A 16,673-nucleotide genomic window follows, 5' to 3' on the forward strand; every position below is an offset into this window, starting at 1 on the left:
AAGGCGTGTCGTTCAATCCGGCCAGCCATGCCAGCACAGCGCCTTCATGCGCGCGCAGTAGCCGGCCAGGTTGGCGAGCGTCCTGGCGTGGGACTGGAGCGGATTGCCGTGGGGCTGGTCCAGGATGTTGGCGAGAAAGGCATACAGGCTCATATCCAAGCTGCGGGGCACGTCGCCGAGAAAATAGGGCTGGTCGCCCAGCAGGCCCGCCAAGGTATCCAGCACCGCCTTGCCCTTGGCATAGGCGCCCTGCGGGTCCGTCCGGGCAAGCCCCCTCTGCTGCATCTGCCGCAGCAGCATCCGGCGCAGCAGGAACAGCACCGGGCCGCGCATCCCCAGCGGCAGGTATTTCACCAGGTCCGGCTTGAATACCGCCCAGCCGGACGGATCGCCCCAGCGCATGTAGGTGATCTGCCAATAGAGCCGGTCCTCCACCAACTCGCGCACGAAGAAGGCGGTCGCCCGCTCGGCCGCGCTCAGGCCGTCGTCCAGGCGGTCCTGCCTTCGGCTCTCGAAGTGGGCGATGATGGCCTCGGAATCAGAAATGACCCGACCGTCCTCCACGATGAAGGGAATCTTGCCTGTGGGCGATTTGCGCGGCCCGCTGGGCACCACCTTGTAAGGGATCCGACGATAGCGCAGATAAGTTTCCGCCTTCATGCAGAAGGGACTGGCATTGGGCAGCCCCCAGAAGGGCCGGAACTGGTGCAGTTCTATCATCAGTGGCCCTCCTCCATGCAGATTTTGCGCCGTGGCACGGCCAGCGCCGTGCGCGCCAGCAGCATGGCGATCAGCAGGGTGAAAATGGCCAGCGGGCCGGCAGCGATCCGCAAGGACGCACCGCGCAACAACTCGGCGAAACGATTGCCTCGGGCCTGCAAAGCAGTCCGCAGACAATTCAAAACATAGGAAGTCATTCGATGATCTTCCTCTGGTATTGTTTGCATAACTCAGTGTCCACATCCGCAGCCAGCATGTTCGCCATGTCCATGCTCGCCGTGGCTGCCACAACCGCATTCCCCGTGTGCATGCCCGCCTTCGTGGTCCTGATGGCTGCCATCGCCACAGCTGGCGACCTCGACCACTTCTTCCAGGCGGCCAGCAGCCAAATCGGCCAGCGCCTCCGCCACGGTAATGGCGCCGGTATTGAAAACGCTGACGCCGCGCTGGCGCAGGCCGTTGAACATGCCACGACCCATACCGCCAGCGCAGATGATGGCATCAATATGCTGCGGCATGGCGCCACAAGCACCGGAAGTGGAGTCGATCCCCTGGCATCCGCTGGTCTCGGTATCCACCACCAGCAAGGCCGGGGCGCCACGAAAATTGGGGAAAACTTCAGACGCAAGACCATTCAACTGGTCGACGGGTAAACAGATTTTCATAATTGCTCCTTTCATTTCAGTTAAGGAATGGTCCCTAACTGTGATGGGTCTCAAGCCTGTTGCGCAGGCCTTTCACCCAAGCCTTCATTGACTCGTTGGCGGGTTTCATGGGGGCCTCCAGGAAGCTCACCACGAACCTGTCCGCCAGATCCGCCACACCGATCGAGCGCGGTCGCACTCCGAATACGGGCTTACAACAACTTGATTTGCGGCGGCATGATTTCCAGAGCGCCCTCCAGCCAAGCCGTCACCGCCCGGTCGGGGTCGATTTCCGTGGTGGGCACGGCGAGAACGCCCTTCTGTTTGAAGCGATGGTACAACCCAGTTCCTATGCCGCCGGTGATGAGCACATTGACCTCATCCAGGGGATGGGTGCTGCCGGGGGCGCAAGCGCGAAAGCTCTGTGCCAGGGGCAGCTCAAGAAGCGTCTTGTTCACGACCTGCCGCCCCTTGACCTCGTAGATCCAGAACTTTCGGCATTTGCCGGCATGTCTGGTGACGGTCTTGCGGTTCTGGCTGCTGACTGCGATCTTCATGTATTCCTCTCAATTCAACGAAATCCCGTGACTGATCAGCCAATTCTTATCCAGCTCCCATTTCACCTCGGACACGCCGGGCTCGTGGAGCACGATCTTCCGCGCCTCCGACTGCATCTTCGCCAATTCCTTCTCTGCCGCGACAAAATCCGGATTGTCCGGCGATTTTCCGGCAAGCGTCGGATAAATCGTGCCGATCATGCGATAGACCGGCATCGCCGGTGAGCGGGGCGTCGCCATCACCGCCACCGCACCCTCCCGTCGCAGCACCCGAAATTGGTAAGGATAGTCGCGCAAGGCCGGGCTGCATTTTTCCTGAATCGCCTGGTTAAGGGCCGCTACCTTGGGGTCGGTGCGCAGCCCGAACCAGTAGATTGAGCCGAGCGCGAGAACGACGATCAGGGCAGTCACTATTTTTTTGCCCCAACGGGGCCCGTGTTCCAAAATTTTTACCTCCTGCTATCTATCGGCGTTGCAACAACAGTGAGCAATGTACGTGCCAGACGCCGGCCTACGCTACCAGCCCCAGTATTGACGGTGAGTTAAGTGGCATTGCGAGTCATCAAGATCAGAGGAGTACGCATTCAAATCTTGACAAATTTGTCATAAATGATAAAGATGTCAGTCATGAATGACAAACCGCCATTCTTCCCCGACGAACTGCAGTCCTTCCTGGAAACCCTGCCCGAACCGCGCATCCTGGTGGATCCGGATTACCGCATCCTTTCTGCCAATGCCGCCTACCGGCGTGCCTTCGGCAATCCGCGCGCCATCCTGGGACACACCTGCTACGAGATCTCCCACCACTACGACAAGCCCTGCGACGAGTGCGGCGAATCCTGTCCGCGCCAGACCGCCATGAAAACACGCCAGCCCGGCCGGGTGCTACACCTGCACCACACCCCGCGCGGACAGGAGTATGTGGACGTGGAACTCATCCCCATCCACGATGCACGGGGAAAACTGGTTTACTTCGTGGAGACCATGCGCTTCCTGCACGAGACCGGCGATCAGCCCGGAGCCTTGGGCATGGTGGGGCGTTCGCCCGCCCTGCTCCAAATGCTGGCCCTCCTCAACCGCGCCGCCCCAGCCATGACACCGGTGCTCCTCCTAGGCGAATCCGGCACCGGCAAGGAGCTCGCCGCGCAGGCGGTGCATGCCCTGAGTCCTCGGCGCAACCGGCCATTCGTGCCAGTGGACTGTTCCGGCCTGTCCGAGAATTTGTTCGAGGCGGAGCTGTTCGGCTACGAGAAAGGCGCCTTCACCGGCGCCGCCCGGCGCAAGACCGGCCTGGCGGAAGTGGCTAGCGGCGGCACCCTGTTTCTGGACGAGCTGGGCGACATCCCGCTGCATTTGCAGGTAAAACTGCTGCGCCTGCTGGAATCCGGCACTTTTCGCAGAGTGGGTGGGGTGGAAACCCTGCGCGCCGACTTCCGCCTGGTCGCCGCCACCCACCGCAACCTGGAGGAGATGATGGAAGCAGGCACATTCCGCCGCGACCTCTACTACCGTATCGCCGCCTTCCCCATCCACCTGCCGGCCCTGCGGGAACGGCGCGAGGATTTACCCCTGCTGGCGGAGGCCCTGCTCGCCCGCTTGGCGCCGGAACGCCCCCTGTGCCTGAGCGTAGCCGCCATGGCGCGCCTCATGCAGCACGGCTTTCCGGGCAACGTGCGGGAACTGCGCAATATCCTGGAGCGGGCCTTGCTGCTCTCCGACGGAGACACCCTGGACCTCGCGCACCTGCCCGAGGCGGTCGCGTTCGTCCGCCAGGCGCCTGCCGCCCAGAACCTTCCCGACCAGGAAATCCTTTCCCTGGACGAGGCGGAGCGCCGCTATGTGCGCCGGGCGCTCCGGCAGTTGGGCGGAGACAAGCGGGAACTGGCCCGCCGCCTGGGCGTGAGTGAACGCACGCTGTACCGCAAACTCGGCTAGCCCGGATATTCCATCAGGGCGCCGCTTACTTTTATTTGAACGGGAAGGCGATGATCGCCTTCGCCACCCAGATATCGCCGGCATTTTCGAAGCCGCGCCCGACGCCGAAATCGATGTCCCAACCTTTCTTTTCGATGTCCACCACGCCGTAGAGGTAATGGGCGCGCTGATTTTGCGGCAGCGTGTGGTGAATCGGCCCGTACTCGCCGTAATACTCTAAACCCGCATGCACGCCCTCGGCCGCCTTGCGCGTCACTTTCAGCGCCGGCTCGAAGTGCGGCTCGCGGCTGACGTTGTTGGAAAGGTTCAGGTTCAGGATCGGGTTGAAACTGACCAGCCAGTCCTCGCTGCGATAGCCGACAATCGGCCGCAGCTCCATTCCCCAATCACTTTCCGACACGCGCCGAGCGGAATAGCCTACCTCTGTATTGAGGCCCCAGAAGAAATACCGGCCTTCTTCGTGCGGCGCGATGTATTTCAGCCGGAAACGCAGACCGTTGCCGTAGGCATTGCCATCCGGGCCGATCGCAACCGGCAGGTAAAGACCGGCCTCCAGGGTCCGGGTCACGCCGTAGGAAAATTCCGGGGTGATTTGCAGCATGTGCTGCGACGGCATCTCGCCTGCGTAGCCCGGCGCCTTCGTTCCCTTGATGGCGTAGTTGACGTGCAGCTCCAGCCCGAATTCGCCCGGATCGTCCATCTCCTCGGTGTAAACCTGGATTTCGTCCGGCGCGGCACTTGCGCCGGAGCTGATCGAACCGAAAGCGACGGCGATCACTGCGCCGCATGCGTAAACAACGAACTTCATTTTTCCACCCCCACGGCCTGTTTTAGTTGCGAATGATTGTCAACAAAACACTCGGCACCGGGATTTTGCAGCCATTGACGGGTTGGATGGTAGACCGGGCTACCCAGGCGCGGGGCGGGGTTGCGGCGCTGCATCAATTGTCCGATTACCAGGCCGGGCTGGGTGAGTGGGTCTTCTGAATGGAGGTAAGCACTGACACTACCCCTTCAGAACCGCGTCAAGAAAGCCTTGCCGCTCACCCTCCAGGATATTGGCGATCTCTTGCAGCCGGTCGGCGGGAACCTCCTCCAGCCGCTCCAGCGCTTCCCGGCAGCGTGCATGGTAGGCAGTGAAAGCGGCAAGCACCGCCTCCGCCTGCAGCAAATCCCCCGCCTTGTCCGCAGGGCGCCGCTCCGCGCCGTCCAATGGCTGGACCACCACATAGCGGGCCAGAAATTTCCTTTCCCCACCCTCTTCCCTGCTGGCCAGCACCGGGCTGGTTTTGACGTAAACCACACCGTCCAGTTCGAAGCGCTGGCCGATGGCCAAATCGTGGAATTTCATTTCGATCTACGTGGTCGTAATGGATGGTTTACAGCACGTAGCGCGCCAGATCCTCGCTCTTGGCCAGCTCTTTCAGTTTGCCGTCGACATAGGCGGCATCGATGAGGATGCTTTCTTCAACCTTGCGCCCGGCCTCGAAGGAGATTTCCTCGAGCAGTTTTTCCATCACGGTATAGAGCCGCCGCGCGCCGATATTCTCGGTTCTTTCGTTGACCTCGAAAGCGATTTCGGCAAGCCGCCGGATAGCGTCGGGTTTGAAATCAAGTTTCACCGCTTCGGTACCAAGCAGCGCTTCATACTGCTTGGTGAGGCAGGCGTCGGTGTTGGTGAGGATCTGCTCGAAGTCGGCCACACTCAGGGAATCGAGCTCGACCCGGATGGGCAGCCGGCCTTGCAGTTCGGGGATGAGGTCGGAGGGCTTGGCGAGGTGAAAGGCGCCGCTGGCGATGAACAGGATGTGGTCGGTCTTGATCATGCCGTACTTGGTGGAGACGGTGGTGCCTTCCACCAGCGGCAGCAGGTCGCGCTGCACGCCCTGGCGAGACACGTCGGCTCCGGAGGACTCGGAGCGACTGGTGATCTTGTCGATTTCATCGAGGAAGACGATGCCGTTCTGCTCGACGTTCTGCACCGCCTGGATTTTCAGCTCCTCGTCGTTGATGAGCTTCATGGCCTCTTCTTCGGTGAGAAGCTTCATCGCTTCGTTTACCTTCATCTTGCGCAGCTTGCGCCGACCGCCGCCGATATTCTGGAACATGCTCTGGATTTGCGAGGTCATTTCTTCCATGCCGGGCGGGGCAAGAATTTCCATGTGCGCCTGCGCGGCGGCGACTTCGATCTCGATCTCCTTATCTTCGAGCTTGCCCTCGCGCAGCATTTTGCGGAATTTCTGCCGTGTGGTATTTTCTTCACCCGCATTCACTTCGACTTCCCGAGCCGGCGGCAGCAACGCGTCGAGGATGCGCTCCTCGGCATGATCTTCGGCGCGGTGGTGCACTTTGCGGGTTTCCTGCTCGCGGGTCTGCTTGATGGCCATTTCCACCAGGTCGCGGATGATGGAATCGACGTCGCGACCGACATAGCCCACCTCAGTGAACTTGGTCGCTTCCACCTTGATGAAGGGCGCGTTGGCAAGCTTGGCCAGACGGCGGGCGATCTCGGTCTTGCCGACGCCGGTTGGTCCGATCATCAGAATATTTTTCGGCGTGATTTCGTGGCGCAACGGCTCGGCCACCTGCTGCCTGCGCCAACGGTTGCGCAGGGCAATGGCGACGGCACGCTTGGCGGCATGCTGGCCGATGATGTGTTTGTCCAGTTCGTGGACGATTTCCTGGGGGGTCATTGGGGTCATGGTTCGCTGCGCTCACGGCAATGGGCAATGGGTGATGAGCAATGGGCGTGGGAGGACTGCCCATCACCCCTCACTCGAGAACTTCAATCACATGGTTCTGATTAGTATAGATGCACAGATCGGCTGCGATGGTCAGCGCTTTCTTGACGATCTCTGCCGGCGGCAGGTCGGTGTAGTCGAGCAAGGCGCGCGCTGCGCTCTGAGCGTAAGGGCCGCCGCTGCCGATGGCGACCAGCCCATACTCCGGCTCCAGCACGTCGCCGTTGCCGGTGATGATCAGCGAGCTTTCATGGTCGGCCACCGCCAGCATGGCTTCGAGGCGGCGCAGGATGCGGTCGGTGCGCCAGTCCTTGGCCAGTTCCACGGCGGAGCGCAGCAAATGCCCCTGATGCTTGTCGAGCTTGGCCTCGAAACGCTCGAACAGGGTGAAGGCGTCCGCCGTGCCGCCGGCAAACCCGGCCAGAATCTTGTCGTGGTGGATACGGCGCACCTTGCGCGCGGTGGCCTTGACCACGATATTACCGAGAGTCACCTGCCCGTCGCCGCCGAGCGCGACTTGATTGCCGCGTCGCACAGAAAGAATGGTAGTGCCGCGAAATTGTTCCATGGATTCTCCCTCAACCGGCTAAGTCAGCCCTCATTCAACGTTCAATACAGTCATTATACTGTCACCTGTTTGCGCTAAACTGTAAAGTATGAAAACAAGTTTATTCCCCAAACTGTGCCGCGCTACGGCCAAGCTGGACATGATTGCCCTGTTCGACCGCGTTATCTGCATGGTGTTCGGGCTCATGCTGATCTTCATCACCATCGGCATTATAGTGGGGGTGGCGCGCCTGTTTCTCAATCTCGGCAACCTGCTGATCAACGACGACATCACTCGCCAGTACATGCTCATCATTTCGGAGGTGCTGACCCTTTTCATCCTGATCGAGCTGTCCCGCTCCCTGGTGGACTATTTCAGCGCCCACCGCCTGCGCATGACTTTCATCGTGGATGCCGGAATCGTATTCGTGCTGCGGGAAATCATGATCAAGCTGTTCGAGCACAAAATTGCCGTCGAGGAAATTTATGCCCTGAGCGCGCTGCTGTTCGTGCTGGGGAGCCTGCGTATCGCCTCGGTGCTGGTGTTTCAGCGGGAGAAGATGATGCACGCCGAGGCGCTACCGCTCCCTGCGCCAGGCCGCACCGAAAAAACGGGGGTGGCATAAGTTTATGCGGGGATGCCTGACGGGCGGCGGGAATCAGCCGATTTTTCTTTTCAGAATGGCGGCGAACTGATCGACGCCCATGACGCCGAACAGGGCACGGATCATTTCATTGGCATTACGGACCAGCAATTTCTTGCCGCTGCCGTTCAACCTGACCAGTACGCCGACGAAATCGCCGACACTGACGAAATCCACGCGGGGCACGCCGCTCATATCCAGGTAAACCTCGCTGCGCGAGGCGGCATAGTTCGCGAGTTCCTGTAATTGCGGGCCGCTGGCGGACGAAATCACGCCGCTCATGTAGAACGTATTCTCGTCATGCGGCTGTTCATCGGGAGCGTTGACCGTCACCACCGCAGCTGGCTGCCGGCATTGGGGCATTGCCTCCCAGGATGGCGGGGACACCTCGAAAGTAATCGCGTACTCCACCGCCAAATCCTCGAATTCGGCCTGCATTCCCTGGCATTGGTAGAGATTGAGCAGTAGCTGCCAGTGGGCCTGCTCATCCTCGCCACCCTGCCCGAACATGCTCTTAAGCAGATCCGTTACGTGCGGAACACTTATCGGAGTAATTTTCTTTCCGCTCTTTTTCAAACCTTGCAGAGTCTCCACCAGGCGGCGACTGCCTGAGGCATCCAGCCCCTCCAGACGGGCAAAGTCCAGGCGCAGGCCTGCGCCCTTCTGCGCAACCTGCTCCAGGTTCTGGAACAGGGAATCCTTGTCCCCCTGCAAAATACCGGTAAGGGCAATATAACCTTCAACGGCCGCCGCTCCTCCCGGTTTGGGGTTTTCGGTCTTGGCGCCCGACACCTTGGCATCACTCCAGATCGGTGCACTGCGCTCGAATTTAACCACGAACTCCAGCGCAAGCTCTTCAAACTGTGGTTTCTTGCCCTGGATCTGGTAAATATCGAACAACATCATCCAGGGCTGAATTTCTTTGCTTTCGGTATAGCTCTTGACGAAGTCCAGCAGCAGCGCGGCGGCTTGATCGGGATGGTCGCTGGCATAGAGAATTGCCGCCTCCTCCACTGCCGAATACATTTCCGCAGCATCTACAACTCCCGCAGTCCCAATCGTATTCGTTTCGGTTTGAGGCGGCGGGGGCGGCGCGGTCAAGGTCGCGGGCGGGGTTACCTGAGGGCGAGAATGGGCAGCGGGCTTGGCGGCAGCAGGCGCGCGAGGCTTAGCCTGCGACGCCTCTTCCGGGTTCTTGCGAAAAAATGAAAACACCACTGTGGGTCAACCGGTTTATATTGAAATCAATTCATTATAGGACTGCTCATTTTTATGAGCAATACGGGGAATGCTTATTTGGCGAGGCTCCTGGACGAGCCGGGACCCAAACTGTAGGTTGCAATGCCGACCAGCGCCAAAGTCCACACCACCACTGCGCCGGAAGGCAAGTCGAACAATACCGAAAGCCCCAGCCCCAAGATGTAGCCCGCCGCAGCGACGACATAACCCACCGCTAACCGGATGCGGAACGGATAAAGGCGGCAGGCCAGTGCCGGCACGATCAGGCTGGCGAACACCAGGTACACGCCAACCAACTGCACCGAGGTGGTGACGGCGAAAGCGAACAAGCCGTAGAATCCGAATCGTCCGAGACGATCCCGCAGCCCGAACCACAGGGCCAGAATGGCGGCTGCCAGGGCGGCCACCGGCAGCAGTTGCGCGTAGCTCACCCACAAAATCTGGCCTGCCAGCAAATCCCTGAGATGTTCGCCGCCGTGCGGATTGTTGGCCACCAGCAGCATTCCGCCACTGGCGGCCAGCACGAACAGCACACCGATCAGCGCCTCCTGCACGTCCGGCCAGCGCCTTTCCGTCCAGGTCAGCAGCAGGGCACCAAGCAGGGCGGCCGCCACCGCGGCAGCCTGCGCCACCCAGCCTTCCGGCTCGAAGCCCAGCCGGTCCGCCGCGATGACCCCGAGGGTGGCGATCTGGGCAATCGCCAGGTCGATGAACACGATACCGCGGGACAGCACCTGCATCCCCATCGGCACGTGAGTTGCAAGAACCAGCAGGCCGGCGAGGAAGGCCGGGAAAAGGATGGAAAAACTGAGTGCGTCGAAGTTCATGATTTATCCTGGAAAAAGCAGTTTATCCACGGATTAACACAGATGCACACGGATTATCAACGGGTTACATAAAGTGTATAACCCACCCTTCGGGTAACTAACGGATTATTCACAACCATCTGTTTTATCAGTGTTAATCCGTGATCATCCGTGGATAGTAGTGGTTTTTAGGTTTATCCTTTTTTACCGCGAAGGACGCGATTTTATCTAGCCGCCGCCAGCAGCCTCTGCACCGTATCGTCGAACAGCCCGAACAAATCCTTCGCCTGCTCCGAACCGCCAACGGTAAAGGGCAGCGCCACCGCCGGGATTTTCGCCCGCTCCGTCAGCCACTCGGAGGCGCGCGCGTCGTTGTAAGCGGCGCGTATCACCATTTTCGCCGGCTGCCGCTGCAGCTGCCCGAGCAACCCGGACAGATAGGCACTGCTCGGCTCGACACCGGGCTTCGGCTCCAGCGCGGCCACCTGCTTCAGCCCCAGCCAGTTCTCCAGATAGGGAAAGCCTTTGTGCTGGACGACAATAGGGGTTCCCCTGAGGGGCGCAGCCAGCTTTTCCCAGTTGGCGATGGCCGTTTTCCAGCGTGCCGCGAACTGGATATGGCGCTGCCGGTAATAATCGGCGTTGGCGGCATCGATCTCGGCCAGGCGCTTTGCCAGCGCATCCGCCACCAGCGCGATGTTGCGCGGGTCGGTCTGGATGTGCGGATTGCCGCCGGGATGGACGTCGCCCTCGGCGCGGTCGAGGCGGGCGGGGATTTCCAGCATGCGCACGTAATGCGCTGCCTCGAAATAGCCGGGCTGCCCCGGCTGGATTTTCGGATTGCCGGTCTGGCGCAGCAGGATAGGCAGCCAGCCGACCTCCAGTTCCGCGCCGGTGCAGGCCAGCAGGTCGGCGCCACGGGCGCGCGCCATCAGGCTGGGCTTGGCTTCGACGCGGTGCGGGTCCTGCAGGGCGTTGGTGGCGCTGTACACGGACACCTTGTCGCCGCCCAGCTCCTGCGCCAGCGCACCCCACTCAGGCTCGCAGGCAAGGATATTGAGGGCGGCGAAGGCGGGGACGGACAGTAACGCCAGCAGCCCTCCGGCCAGCCATTTCATCGGTTTTGCTGAATTCATGCCAATTCTCCTTAATACTTGTGCGCGCCGTGGGCGCCCAGGCTCATCTGGTATTGCAGGAACATCTGGTTGTCGGTCGCTTCAGGACGGGACTTGTCCTGCGCGAATTGCAGGCGGAAACGGGAAAACTCGCTCGGGCTGTAGTCGAACATCAGGCTGTTCTTCGACGGGTTGAACGCTGCCTGCCCCAGCACCGCACTGTTGGAAGCGTAATCGACACTGCCCCCGTCCAGTTGGTCGCGCCGCAGCCCCACCCGCCAGCGCGGCATGAACTGGTAGACGCCCTGCAAGTACCAGCCGGATTGCGACGAAGCATAGCGGTCGGTGTTATTGGCCGTACTCACAGCATAGGTCAGATCACCGTCTTCGCGGCGTCGGAAATATTCGCCCTGCAGCTTGAAGTTGGTATAGACCGGGTTGCCGTCGGGCGCCCATTTCCACACGAAGTCGGCAATCTCCAGCCGGCTTACGCCGCTGAAGCTGTTGTCCACCGCCGTGTCCAGATTGTCGGTGGTGCGGTAGGCCCGATCGCGCGGCGACGTGCGCAACAGCGAGAGCCCGGCGCGCCAGCTGTGGCTGGCACCGACATCGCCGCCGAGATGGGCGAACAGCGTGGCCGAGCCGAAGCCGTTCTTGGCGCGGTCGCTGGCGGGGAAGTTCCTGCCCCGCCCGACTTCGGCGCCGAGTTCGACGAAGGTATCCGTCGGCGCCAGCCATTTCAGCTGGACGCCCTCGTCCTTGAACTGGCCGCCGAAGAACGCCTGGTAGGCGAGCGGGGCATCGGTGAAATCCCAGGTGTGGGCATGCTGCTCGTTGAGGTAGCCGACGCCGGAGAGGAAGCGCCCGCCCTTGACGGTAAGGCCGTTGCCAAGACCGAGGGACTGCACGAATGCCTCCTCCACAGCCACCGTGTTTTCCGGCGTGACGGCGAGGGTGAACTGGCCGCGCAGGTAAGGGTCGATGTTGGCGGCAATGGCCAGCTCGGATTCGCCCAGGTTGAAGCCACGCGCACCCGGCCCGATTTCTCCGCCGTTAGGCAGGAAGCCGCCGATCCGGTAATTGGCCGGGTCCTGCGAAAGATTGGCGTAAGTACCGGAGAGGATCAGCGACACCTCGGGGTTGAAGGCGCCGGCGGACGCCGATGGCAACGCCGCGGGTGCAGCGGCAGCCTGGACAGCCTTTTCCTCGGCCTTCCCGGCCTTGTCCAGCGCGTTTCCGGCAGTGCTTTCGGCCTGTTGCAGGCGTTTTTCCAGTGACTGGATGCGCGCTTCGTAGCTTTCCTTCATTTGCCTGATCTGCTCGCGGATTTGCGCCAGTTCGGCGTTGTCCGCTGCCTGTGCGCTTAGCGGCGCAACAAGAGCGAGCGCGATGCCCACCGCAAGGGTTTTATGTTTGAATGACATGATGACCTCGTGAAAAAAATCAACGGCGGCAACCGGCTTCAGGCCGGCTGCCGGAACAGGGCATGATTAATTCAGACGAGGCGGGGCTCGGGAAAGATAGGAATAAAGCGGCGCGGAGAAGAACAGGAGAAACAGTGCCGCAGCAAGGACGGCGGTCGTTTCCTGGGCGGCGAATATCGGTGGCGAAGACAATGCCGCACTGCCGATGCCGGCATAAGCCACGCACTGGTCGCAGGCTGGCGAGTGGGGTAGATGCTTTTCCTGCTGCGCCTGTGCCGGCACGCCGTCCGCGAAGTGCGATAAAGCGTGCAGCGCCGCGCCTTGCTGGGCGAAGAGCAGGGCGAAGGCCAACCACAGGGATAACAGCAGACGCGAATTCATTTTTTCAATATGGCCAAAAATCATCGGGCTGTCAATCAACTCCGACTCGTGCCCGTCAATGTGCGGTGATACGCAAAACGTTATGCGACTCTCTATGCGCTATCTTCTTATTGCCTTATTCGCGCCACGCCAATTTTGGGGCACCAAGCTGATATTGGACATTCATCGCACCGGGGGGCGGTCGGGGTGCAAGTCTCGCGCCCAAGAGAAATCATATTCACGTGTAAAGAGTAACGAAGCTCGAGTGGGATTTTGGATTGCAGGCGATCCATATCTCGCGGCGCGCAGTGCTTGTCTTTTTGTGTCGGCCTGACCCAGCCAAGACGCCTGGCGATTCGCCAGCAATGCGTATCCACAGGGAAAACCTGCCTGCCCAGCGAATACATCAAAACGCAACGAGCAACTTTTTTCCCCACTCCTGGCAATGACAACAAGAAAGCTTCAGCATCCCTGTCGCACATCTTGCGCAATGGCTTCAGGGTTGGCTCGCCGAATTTTGCCATGATGACATCGAAAAGATTGCGGATCGCCTTTGCCTTCTGATTCGACAGCCCACCGCTGACGATAGGCTGTGCAATATATTCGGCAGGCGCTTCGGCAATTCGCAGGTGGGTGGGGAAGGTTTCTTTCAGCGACCGGAAGGTGTTGCGGTAGCTCGCTTCGCCAGTTTTGGTGCTGCAAATAATGAACAGCAACTCATCCAGAGGCTCCTTGAGGTTGTAGTGATTGAAGTCGTGGTAGCGCTTTTTCAGCGCTGCTGCAACGTCCAAAACAGTTGAAGGATATTTCTGAGAAGCCACGGGCACCTTGGGACGTAATGGATAAACAGCCGACATCAGAGTTTCTTTAATATTGTTTCCAGAGGCCCCGTTATATTTGTGACATTCAAATATTGCTGATACGAATTCTTGGCATCATTTATCAACTGGGAATAGGTAATCAAGCGCCCGTTAAAAGCTGCCAGTGCCTGACGCATCGACTCGTCAAAGCCAGTTGGTGCCTTGGCAACCAGAAGATAAATGTCCAGCGGAGGCACTGGTTTGTTTGGCTCCTTATCCTTGTAATACGATTCAATGGCATTCTTGTATTTTGAAACCTGCTTACTTAAAACAAAGTAATCAAGTGAAGTCTGCGTCGGCTTCTTTAGCTCGACGACAATATGCCTACCAGAACTCGCACGGTATGTAATATCCAGGCGCGCGCCTGTCGAATCAGGATGGGTTTTTTTAAGATAGTCAGTTAAAGTCTTTTCCATTTCAACCCGTGATGTGACACGATCCCATGTCGGGTCAAGCAACCATAAATGGTCAAAAAGATACTGCTGCGCGACCTTTTCCAGCGCTGAGGGATCGTTGGAAATCTCAGCAAACTTTTTAACGATTGCCAATCTCTGACGGGTAATTTCGGCATAGGCAGACTCCTCAACGTGATCCAAGCTCGAAAAAATGGCAGCAAATTCAGCGCCCAATATGTCTGTCACAGCAGCCAATTTGTCGAGCTGATTATTGAGCCTAAGTTTTTCGAAACCAATAATTGCGCCGCGATAGAGGACGCGTTTTGCCGCATCATTTTTTGCATCATCAGGGTGCACCACAGCATTCTTGATGGATGTCATAAGTTTCATCGCGGCCTTTTGGTCACGCTTGTCGGCAAGCGAATCAATCCATTCGAGCACTGCCGCATTTTGTGGTTCAGCCTTATCAAGCCCTAGTTCAGTACGCCAATCGTCCCACTGGTCACCAATTGAATCCAAGGTGGTACGTATAAATGCAATTAATGCCTGATATTTTGGATCATCTTTCTTAATTGCTTCACGGCTTGCTGTAGCACGGTCTACGTTGTCGTCATCAAGAAAGTCGGCGTGTAGCTCACCAACCAAATAGCTCTGATAGTATTTTGCGCTGTTCGCTTCTGTTAACACGTCTTCCGCAAAAACTCGACCATTAGCAAATATGGACACCATATTTGCACTATCTTCTTTTGAACCAAGATGCCTAGGCAAGAGGACGCTTGCAATATAACCTGACACCTCAAATTCTGCTGAATCGCATACCACCACATTGGGCAATATAGCGATGCATGGCTCAGGATTTTTTCCATCAGTTACAACCTTTGGTAGCTGAGCGAGGTTCTTTGCCATAGACTGAACTTCGTTGCTCGTTGCATCGTCAAAAACCCACAATAACTGCACATGCTGATAGAACCCTCGATCCTCTTTTTTGATTTCCTTCTCATTGAGAAATACCTTGAATTCATGCGCCTCGTCTAGCACGCTGAAACGGCGAGCCAACTTGACTCGAAGATAATCTTCAGTTGTCTTAAGACCTGTGAGAACTTGCAGCAACTCTATCCGTGTTCCCTTTTTATTCTTGAATTCCTTAGGCTCAAACTCATCAAGCGGATGCGATTTATTTTCTTCAATGGTTTTCTTAAACTCGGGGACATTTACCGTTAAGCCGACTGCATCAAACCCAGATGATTGAGAAGAGATTTTCACTTCGTTTGCCAATGCAAACATGGCGAGCTTGCCAATGCCTTTCCGTCCCATCACGCGACGTTTGCCAGAGTCGCTGAAAAACCCCTTGGGTTGCTGGCGCCTAGAATACCCAACCTTTAAAAACTTGCTATTGATGTCGGCTGCAGACATTCCGTGACCATCATCCTCAATCACAATACTTCTTTTGACCGGGTCAACAGTGATCCGAACCTCGTTTGCATCGGCATCCCATGCGTTCGCAACGAGTTCTGTAAGGGCTGCAGGTGTAGAACTGTAGAGTCCAACACCAAGATGGTTTATGACGTTAACGTCGACCTGAAATACAAAGTTGTTTTTCCCCACGTTGCCCCCAGTGATTTTATTTGCGGATGATCGAGTCGATACACTTATTGTGCGGCAAGGTGGCGATTGATGCTGCGAGCGATGGCACGACCGAGATCCACAGGGACGGCATTGCCAATTAAGCGGCCTAGCACCCTCAAATGCACTTCGCTCCCCTCAGGGATGAATGCATAGCCAGGAGGAAAGCTTTGCAGAATAGCCGCCTCGCGTAAGGAAATCGCGCGATCTTGATCTGGATGCCCGAATCGCCCATTACCAAAACCAAAGCATTGAGTTGTCATTGTCGGTGCTGGCTTGTCCCATTCCATTCGTCCATAAACGCTAGGATAAGTTTGACCGCTGCTTTCGCGATGACAATTAACCACGAGGTGTTTTGGCCAGTCACGCCAAGTTCCCCCCGGTATCGACACCCTGATGCGTTGGAGATTTTTTTCAGACAATGACGACGCAACATGTAATTTATCTAGGGGTGCGGATTCTCCAGCTTTTAGGGTGCTCAAACCTCCTATAGCTTCACGCACCGTTCTGGGTTTGTCATGCGTAGGCGGAATGATCTCAATTTCCCCAAGCTTGGAAGCCAAAAGAACCATACGTCGCCGTGCTTGTGGCACTCCATATAAAGAGCTGTTAACGACGCCATACCAAACGTGATAATTGAGTCTTCTTAGCGTATCGACAAAGTCGTGGAAAACCGCATGCTTTGCAACAGTAGGTACGTTTTCCATAGTGATGATATCGGGATTTGTTGCCTCGGCAAGTCTAGCGAATTCATATAAAAGCCCCCATTTCCCGTCACCATCAAGAGAGTATCTATGGGCGTAAGTAGAAAAAGGTTGGCATGGTGCACAACCCGCTAACACTTTTACATCAGCATCACCAAAGAGAGACGACAACTCTTCTTTGGTGACCGTGCTGATATCTCGTTCAATGAACCGCGCTTGATTGTTGGTCTCGTAGGGGAAGCGGCATGCGGGATCCATATCAATGCCAGCCACCACAGGCAACCCTTCCAAAACGAAGCCGTGCGTCAAACCACCCGCACCGCAGAACAAATCAACACAAGAAATTTTAGCCACTATGCC

The 16,673-nt window shown here is 57.9% G+C and carries 21 protein-coding genes; 3 read left to right on the forward strand and 18 right to left on the reverse strand.

From position 1 onward, the window contains the following. Window positions 1-12: 12 nt before the first annotated feature. Genes VMV64_RS14390 through VMV64_RS14410 form a run of 6 tightly spaced genes read right to left on the reverse strand, consistent with a single transcriptional unit; the run spans window position 13 to window position 2,365 of the window. Entirely contained in the window at window positions 13-720 is a 708-nt protein-coding gene (locus VMV64_RS14390) for a glutathione S-transferase family protein (protein WP_325331544.1), read from the reverse strand. Further along, on the reverse strand, window positions 720-917 hold the full coding sequence (locus VMV64_RS14395) for a hypothetical protein (protein ID WP_325331546.1): 198 nt from the start codon (window positions 915-917) through the stop codon (window positions 720-722). The genes VMV64_RS14390 and VMV64_RS14395 overlap by 1 nt, the downstream gene beginning before the upstream one ends. Window positions 918-950: 33 nt before the next feature. Beyond that, complete coding sequence (locus VMV64_RS14400; RefSeq protein WP_325331548.1) at window positions 951-1,385, reverse strand: NifB/NifX family molybdenum-iron cluster-binding protein; 435 nt, start codon at window positions 1,383-1,385, stop codon at window positions 951-953. 34 nt (window positions 1,386-1,419) lie between these two features. Continuing rightward, on the reverse strand, window positions 1,420-1,563 hold the full coding sequence (locus VMV64_RS17450; protein ID WP_414718902.1) for a DUF6858 family protein: 144 nt from the start codon (window positions 1,561-1,563) through the stop codon (window positions 1,420-1,422). Window positions 1,564-1,576: 13 nt separating this feature from the next. Next, a complete protein-coding gene (locus VMV64_RS14405) occupies window positions 1,577-1,921 on the reverse strand; it encodes a NifB/NifX family molybdenum-iron cluster-binding protein (protein WP_325331550.1) in 345 nt (114 codons plus the stop codon). Window positions 1,922-1,930: 9 nt separating this feature from the next. Next, window positions 1,931-2,365: a hypothetical protein gene (locus tag VMV64_RS14410; protein ID WP_325331552.1), complete on the reverse strand. Its 435-nt coding sequence runs from the start codon at window positions 2,363-2,365 to the stop codon at window positions 1,931-1,933. 183 nt (window positions 2,366-2,548) lie between these two features. Between VMV64_RS14410 and VMV64_RS14415 the strand changes: the two genes are divergently transcribed. Next, the gene (locus VMV64_RS14415; protein WP_325331554.1) at window positions 2,549-3,856 is read left to right on the forward strand and encodes a sigma-54 interaction domain-containing protein; all 1,308 of its coding nucleotides are present in this window, start codon (window positions 2,549-2,551) and stop codon (window positions 3,854-3,856) included. 31 nt (window positions 3,857-3,887) lie between these two features. On the opposite strand, the gene VMV64_RS14420 is transcribed toward VMV64_RS14415, so the two are convergent. Next, window positions 3,888-4,664 (reverse strand): hypothetical protein, encoded by a 777-nt coding sequence (locus tag VMV64_RS14420; RefSeq protein WP_325331556.1) that lies wholly within the window; start codon window positions 4,662-4,664, stop codon window positions 3,888-3,890. A gap of 32 nt (window positions 4,665-4,696) precedes the next feature. On the opposite strand from VMV64_RS14420, the gene VMV64_RS14425 reads away from it, so the two are divergent. Continuing rightward, window positions 4,697-4,843, forward strand: coding sequence for a hypothetical protein (locus VMV64_RS14425; protein WP_325331558.1), 147 nt, complete (start codon window positions 4,697-4,699; stop codon window positions 4,841-4,843). 19 nt (window positions 4,844-4,862) lie between these two features. Here VMV64_RS14425 and VMV64_RS14430 read toward each other — a convergent pair whose 3' ends face one another. The 3 genes from VMV64_RS14430 to hslV all read right to left on the reverse strand — a co-directional run bounded on the left by VMV64_RS14430 (window position 4,863) and on the right by hslV (window position 7,165). Continuing rightward, entirely contained in the window at window positions 4,863-5,207 is a 345-nt protein-coding gene (locus VMV64_RS14430) for a hypothetical protein (RefSeq protein WP_325331560.1), read from the reverse strand. Between the two features lie 28 nt (window positions 5,208-5,235). Next, window positions 5,236-6,558 (reverse strand): ATP-dependent protease ATPase subunit HslU, encoded by a 1,323-nt coding sequence (hslU, locus tag VMV64_RS14435; RefSeq protein WP_325331561.1) that lies wholly within the window; start codon window positions 6,556-6,558, stop codon window positions 5,236-5,238. A 70-nt stretch (window positions 6,559-6,628) separates the two neighbouring features. Further along, window positions 6,629-7,165, reverse strand: coding sequence for an ATP-dependent protease subunit HslV (gene hslV, locus VMV64_RS14440; protein ID WP_325331563.1), 537 nt, complete (start codon window positions 7,163-7,165; stop codon window positions 6,629-6,631). Between the two features lie 88 nt (window positions 7,166-7,253). Here hslV and VMV64_RS14445 point away from each other — a divergent pair, with 88 nt between their 5' ends. Further along, window positions 7,254-7,769: a phosphate-starvation-inducible PsiE family protein gene (locus VMV64_RS14445; RefSeq protein ID WP_325331565.1), complete on the forward strand. Its 516-nt coding sequence runs from the start codon at window positions 7,254-7,256 to the stop codon at window positions 7,767-7,769. Window positions 7,770-7,802: 33 nt separating this feature from the next. On the opposite strand, the gene VMV64_RS14450 is transcribed toward VMV64_RS14445, so the two are convergent. The 8 genes from VMV64_RS14450 to VMV64_RS14485 form a co-directional block, all read right to left on the reverse strand. Continuing rightward, on the reverse strand, window positions 7,803-8,813 hold the full coding sequence (locus VMV64_RS14450) for an STAS domain-containing protein (protein WP_325331567.1): 1,011 nt from the start codon (window positions 8,811-8,813) through the stop codon (window positions 7,803-7,805). A 266-nt stretch (window positions 8,814-9,079) separates the two neighbouring features. After that, on the reverse strand, window positions 9,080-9,853 hold the full coding sequence (locus tag VMV64_RS14455; protein WP_325331569.1) for a metal ABC transporter permease: 774 nt from the start codon (window positions 9,851-9,853) through the stop codon (window positions 9,080-9,082). Between the two features lie 203 nt (window positions 9,854-10,056). Then, window positions 10,057-10,968, reverse strand: coding sequence for a metal ABC transporter substrate-binding protein (locus tag VMV64_RS14460; RefSeq protein ID WP_325331571.1), 912 nt, complete (start codon window positions 10,966-10,968; stop codon window positions 10,057-10,059). Window positions 10,969-10,979: 11 nt separating this feature from the next. Beyond that, complete coding sequence (locus VMV64_RS14465; RefSeq protein ID WP_325331573.1) at window positions 10,980-12,371, reverse strand: TonB-dependent receptor; 1,392 nt, start codon at window positions 12,369-12,371, stop codon at window positions 10,980-10,982. A gap of 66 nt (window positions 12,372-12,437) precedes the next feature. Continuing rightward, window positions 12,438-12,752, reverse strand: coding sequence for a hypothetical protein (locus tag VMV64_RS14470; RefSeq protein WP_325331575.1), 315 nt, complete (start codon window positions 12,750-12,752; stop codon window positions 12,438-12,440). A gap of 107 nt (window positions 12,753-12,859) precedes the next feature. Beyond that, window positions 12,860-13,588, reverse strand: coding sequence for a hypothetical protein (locus VMV64_RS14475; protein ID WP_325331577.1), 729 nt, complete (start codon window positions 13,586-13,588; stop codon window positions 12,860-12,862). After that, window positions 13,588-15,591, reverse strand: a complete 2,004-nt coding sequence (locus tag VMV64_RS14480) for a BbrUII/HgiDII family restriction enzyme (protein ID WP_325331579.1) — start codon at window positions 15,589-15,591, stop codon at window positions 13,588-13,590. The genes VMV64_RS14475 and VMV64_RS14480 overlap by 1 nt, the downstream gene beginning before the upstream one ends. Window positions 15,592-15,635: 44 nt before the next feature. Further along, window positions 15,636-16,667 carry a DNA cytosine methyltransferase gene (locus VMV64_RS14485; RefSeq protein ID WP_325331581.1) on the reverse strand — a complete coding sequence of 344 codons (1,032 nt, stop codon included), beginning with the start codon at window positions 16,665-16,667 and terminating at the stop codon, window positions 15,636-15,638. Window positions 16,668-16,673: the final 6 nt, after the last annotated feature.

It is taken from the genome of Sulfuricella sp. (assembly GCF_035531155.1).
Taxonomy (GTDB): domain Bacteria; phylum Pseudomonadota; class Gammaproteobacteria; order Burkholderiales; family Sulfuricellaceae; genus Sulfuricella.

What these genes read in the sequence shown, in the direction of transcription:
- hslU (WP_325331561.1), bottom strand. Translation starts at nt 6,558, where the DNA reads ATGACCCCAATGACCCCCCAGGAAATCGTCCACGAACTGGACAAACAC.
- VMV64_RS14395 (WP_325331546.1), bottom strand. Translation starts at nt 917, where the DNA reads ATGACTTCCTATGTTTTGAATTGTCTGCGGACTGCTTTGCAGGCCCGA.
- VMV64_RS14425 (WP_325331558.1), top strand. Translation starts at nt 4,697, where the DNA reads ATGATTGTCAACAAAACACTCGGCACCGGGATTTTGCAGCCATTGACG.
- VMV64_RS14420 (WP_325331556.1), bottom strand. Translation starts at nt 4,664, where the DNA reads ATGAAGTTCGTTGTTTACGCATGCGGCGCAGTGATCGCCGTCGCTTTC.
- VMV64_RS14445 (WP_325331565.1), top strand. Translation starts at nt 7,254, where the DNA reads ATGAAAACAAGTTTATTCCCCAAACTGTGCCGCGCTACGGCCAAGCTG.
- VMV64_RS14460 (WP_325331571.1), bottom strand. Translation starts at nt 10,968, where the DNA reads ATGAATTCAGCAAAACCGATGAAATGGCTGGCCGGAGGGCTGCTGGCG.
- hslV (WP_325331563.1), bottom strand. Translation starts at nt 7,165, where the DNA reads ATGGAACAATTTCGCGGCACTACCATTCTTTCTGTGCGACGCGGCAAT.
- VMV64_RS14390 (WP_325331544.1), bottom strand. Translation starts at nt 720, where the DNA reads ATGATAGAACTGCACCAGTTCCGGCCCTTCTGGGGGCTGCCCAATGCC.
- VMV64_RS14415 (WP_325331554.1), top strand. Translation starts at nt 2,549, where the DNA reads ATGAATGACAAACCGCCATTCTTCCCCGACGAACTGCAGTCCTTCCTG.
- VMV64_RS14475 (WP_325331577.1), bottom strand. Translation starts at nt 13,588, where the DNA reads ATGTCGGCTGTTTATCCATTACGTCCCAAGGTGCCCGTGGCTTCTCAG.
- VMV64_RS14405 (WP_325331550.1), bottom strand. Translation starts at nt 1,921, where the DNA reads ATGAAGATCGCAGTCAGCAGCCAGAACCGCAAGACCGTCACCAGACAT.
- VMV64_RS14430 (WP_325331560.1), bottom strand. Translation starts at nt 5,207, where the DNA reads ATGAAATTCCACGATTTGGCCATCGGCCAGCGCTTCGAACTGGACGGT.
- VMV64_RS14465 (WP_325331573.1), bottom strand. Translation starts at nt 12,371, where the DNA reads ATGTCATTCAAACATAAAACCCTTGCGGTGGGCATCGCGCTCGCTCTT.
- VMV64_RS14455 (WP_325331569.1), bottom strand. Translation starts at nt 9,853, where the DNA reads ATGAACTTCGACGCACTCAGTTTTTCCATCCTTTTCCCGGCCTTCCTC.
- VMV64_RS14470 (WP_325331575.1), bottom strand. Translation starts at nt 12,752, where the DNA reads ATGAATTCGCGTCTGCTGTTATCCCTGTGGTTGGCCTTCGCCCTGCTC.
- VMV64_RS14400 (WP_325331548.1), bottom strand. Translation starts at nt 1,385, where the DNA reads ATGAAAATCTGTTTACCCGTCGACCAGTTGAATGGTCTTGCGTCTGAA.
- VMV64_RS14450 (WP_325331567.1), bottom strand. Translation starts at nt 8,813, where the DNA reads ATGTATTCGGCAGTGGAGGAGGCGGCAATTCTCTATGCCAGCGACCAT.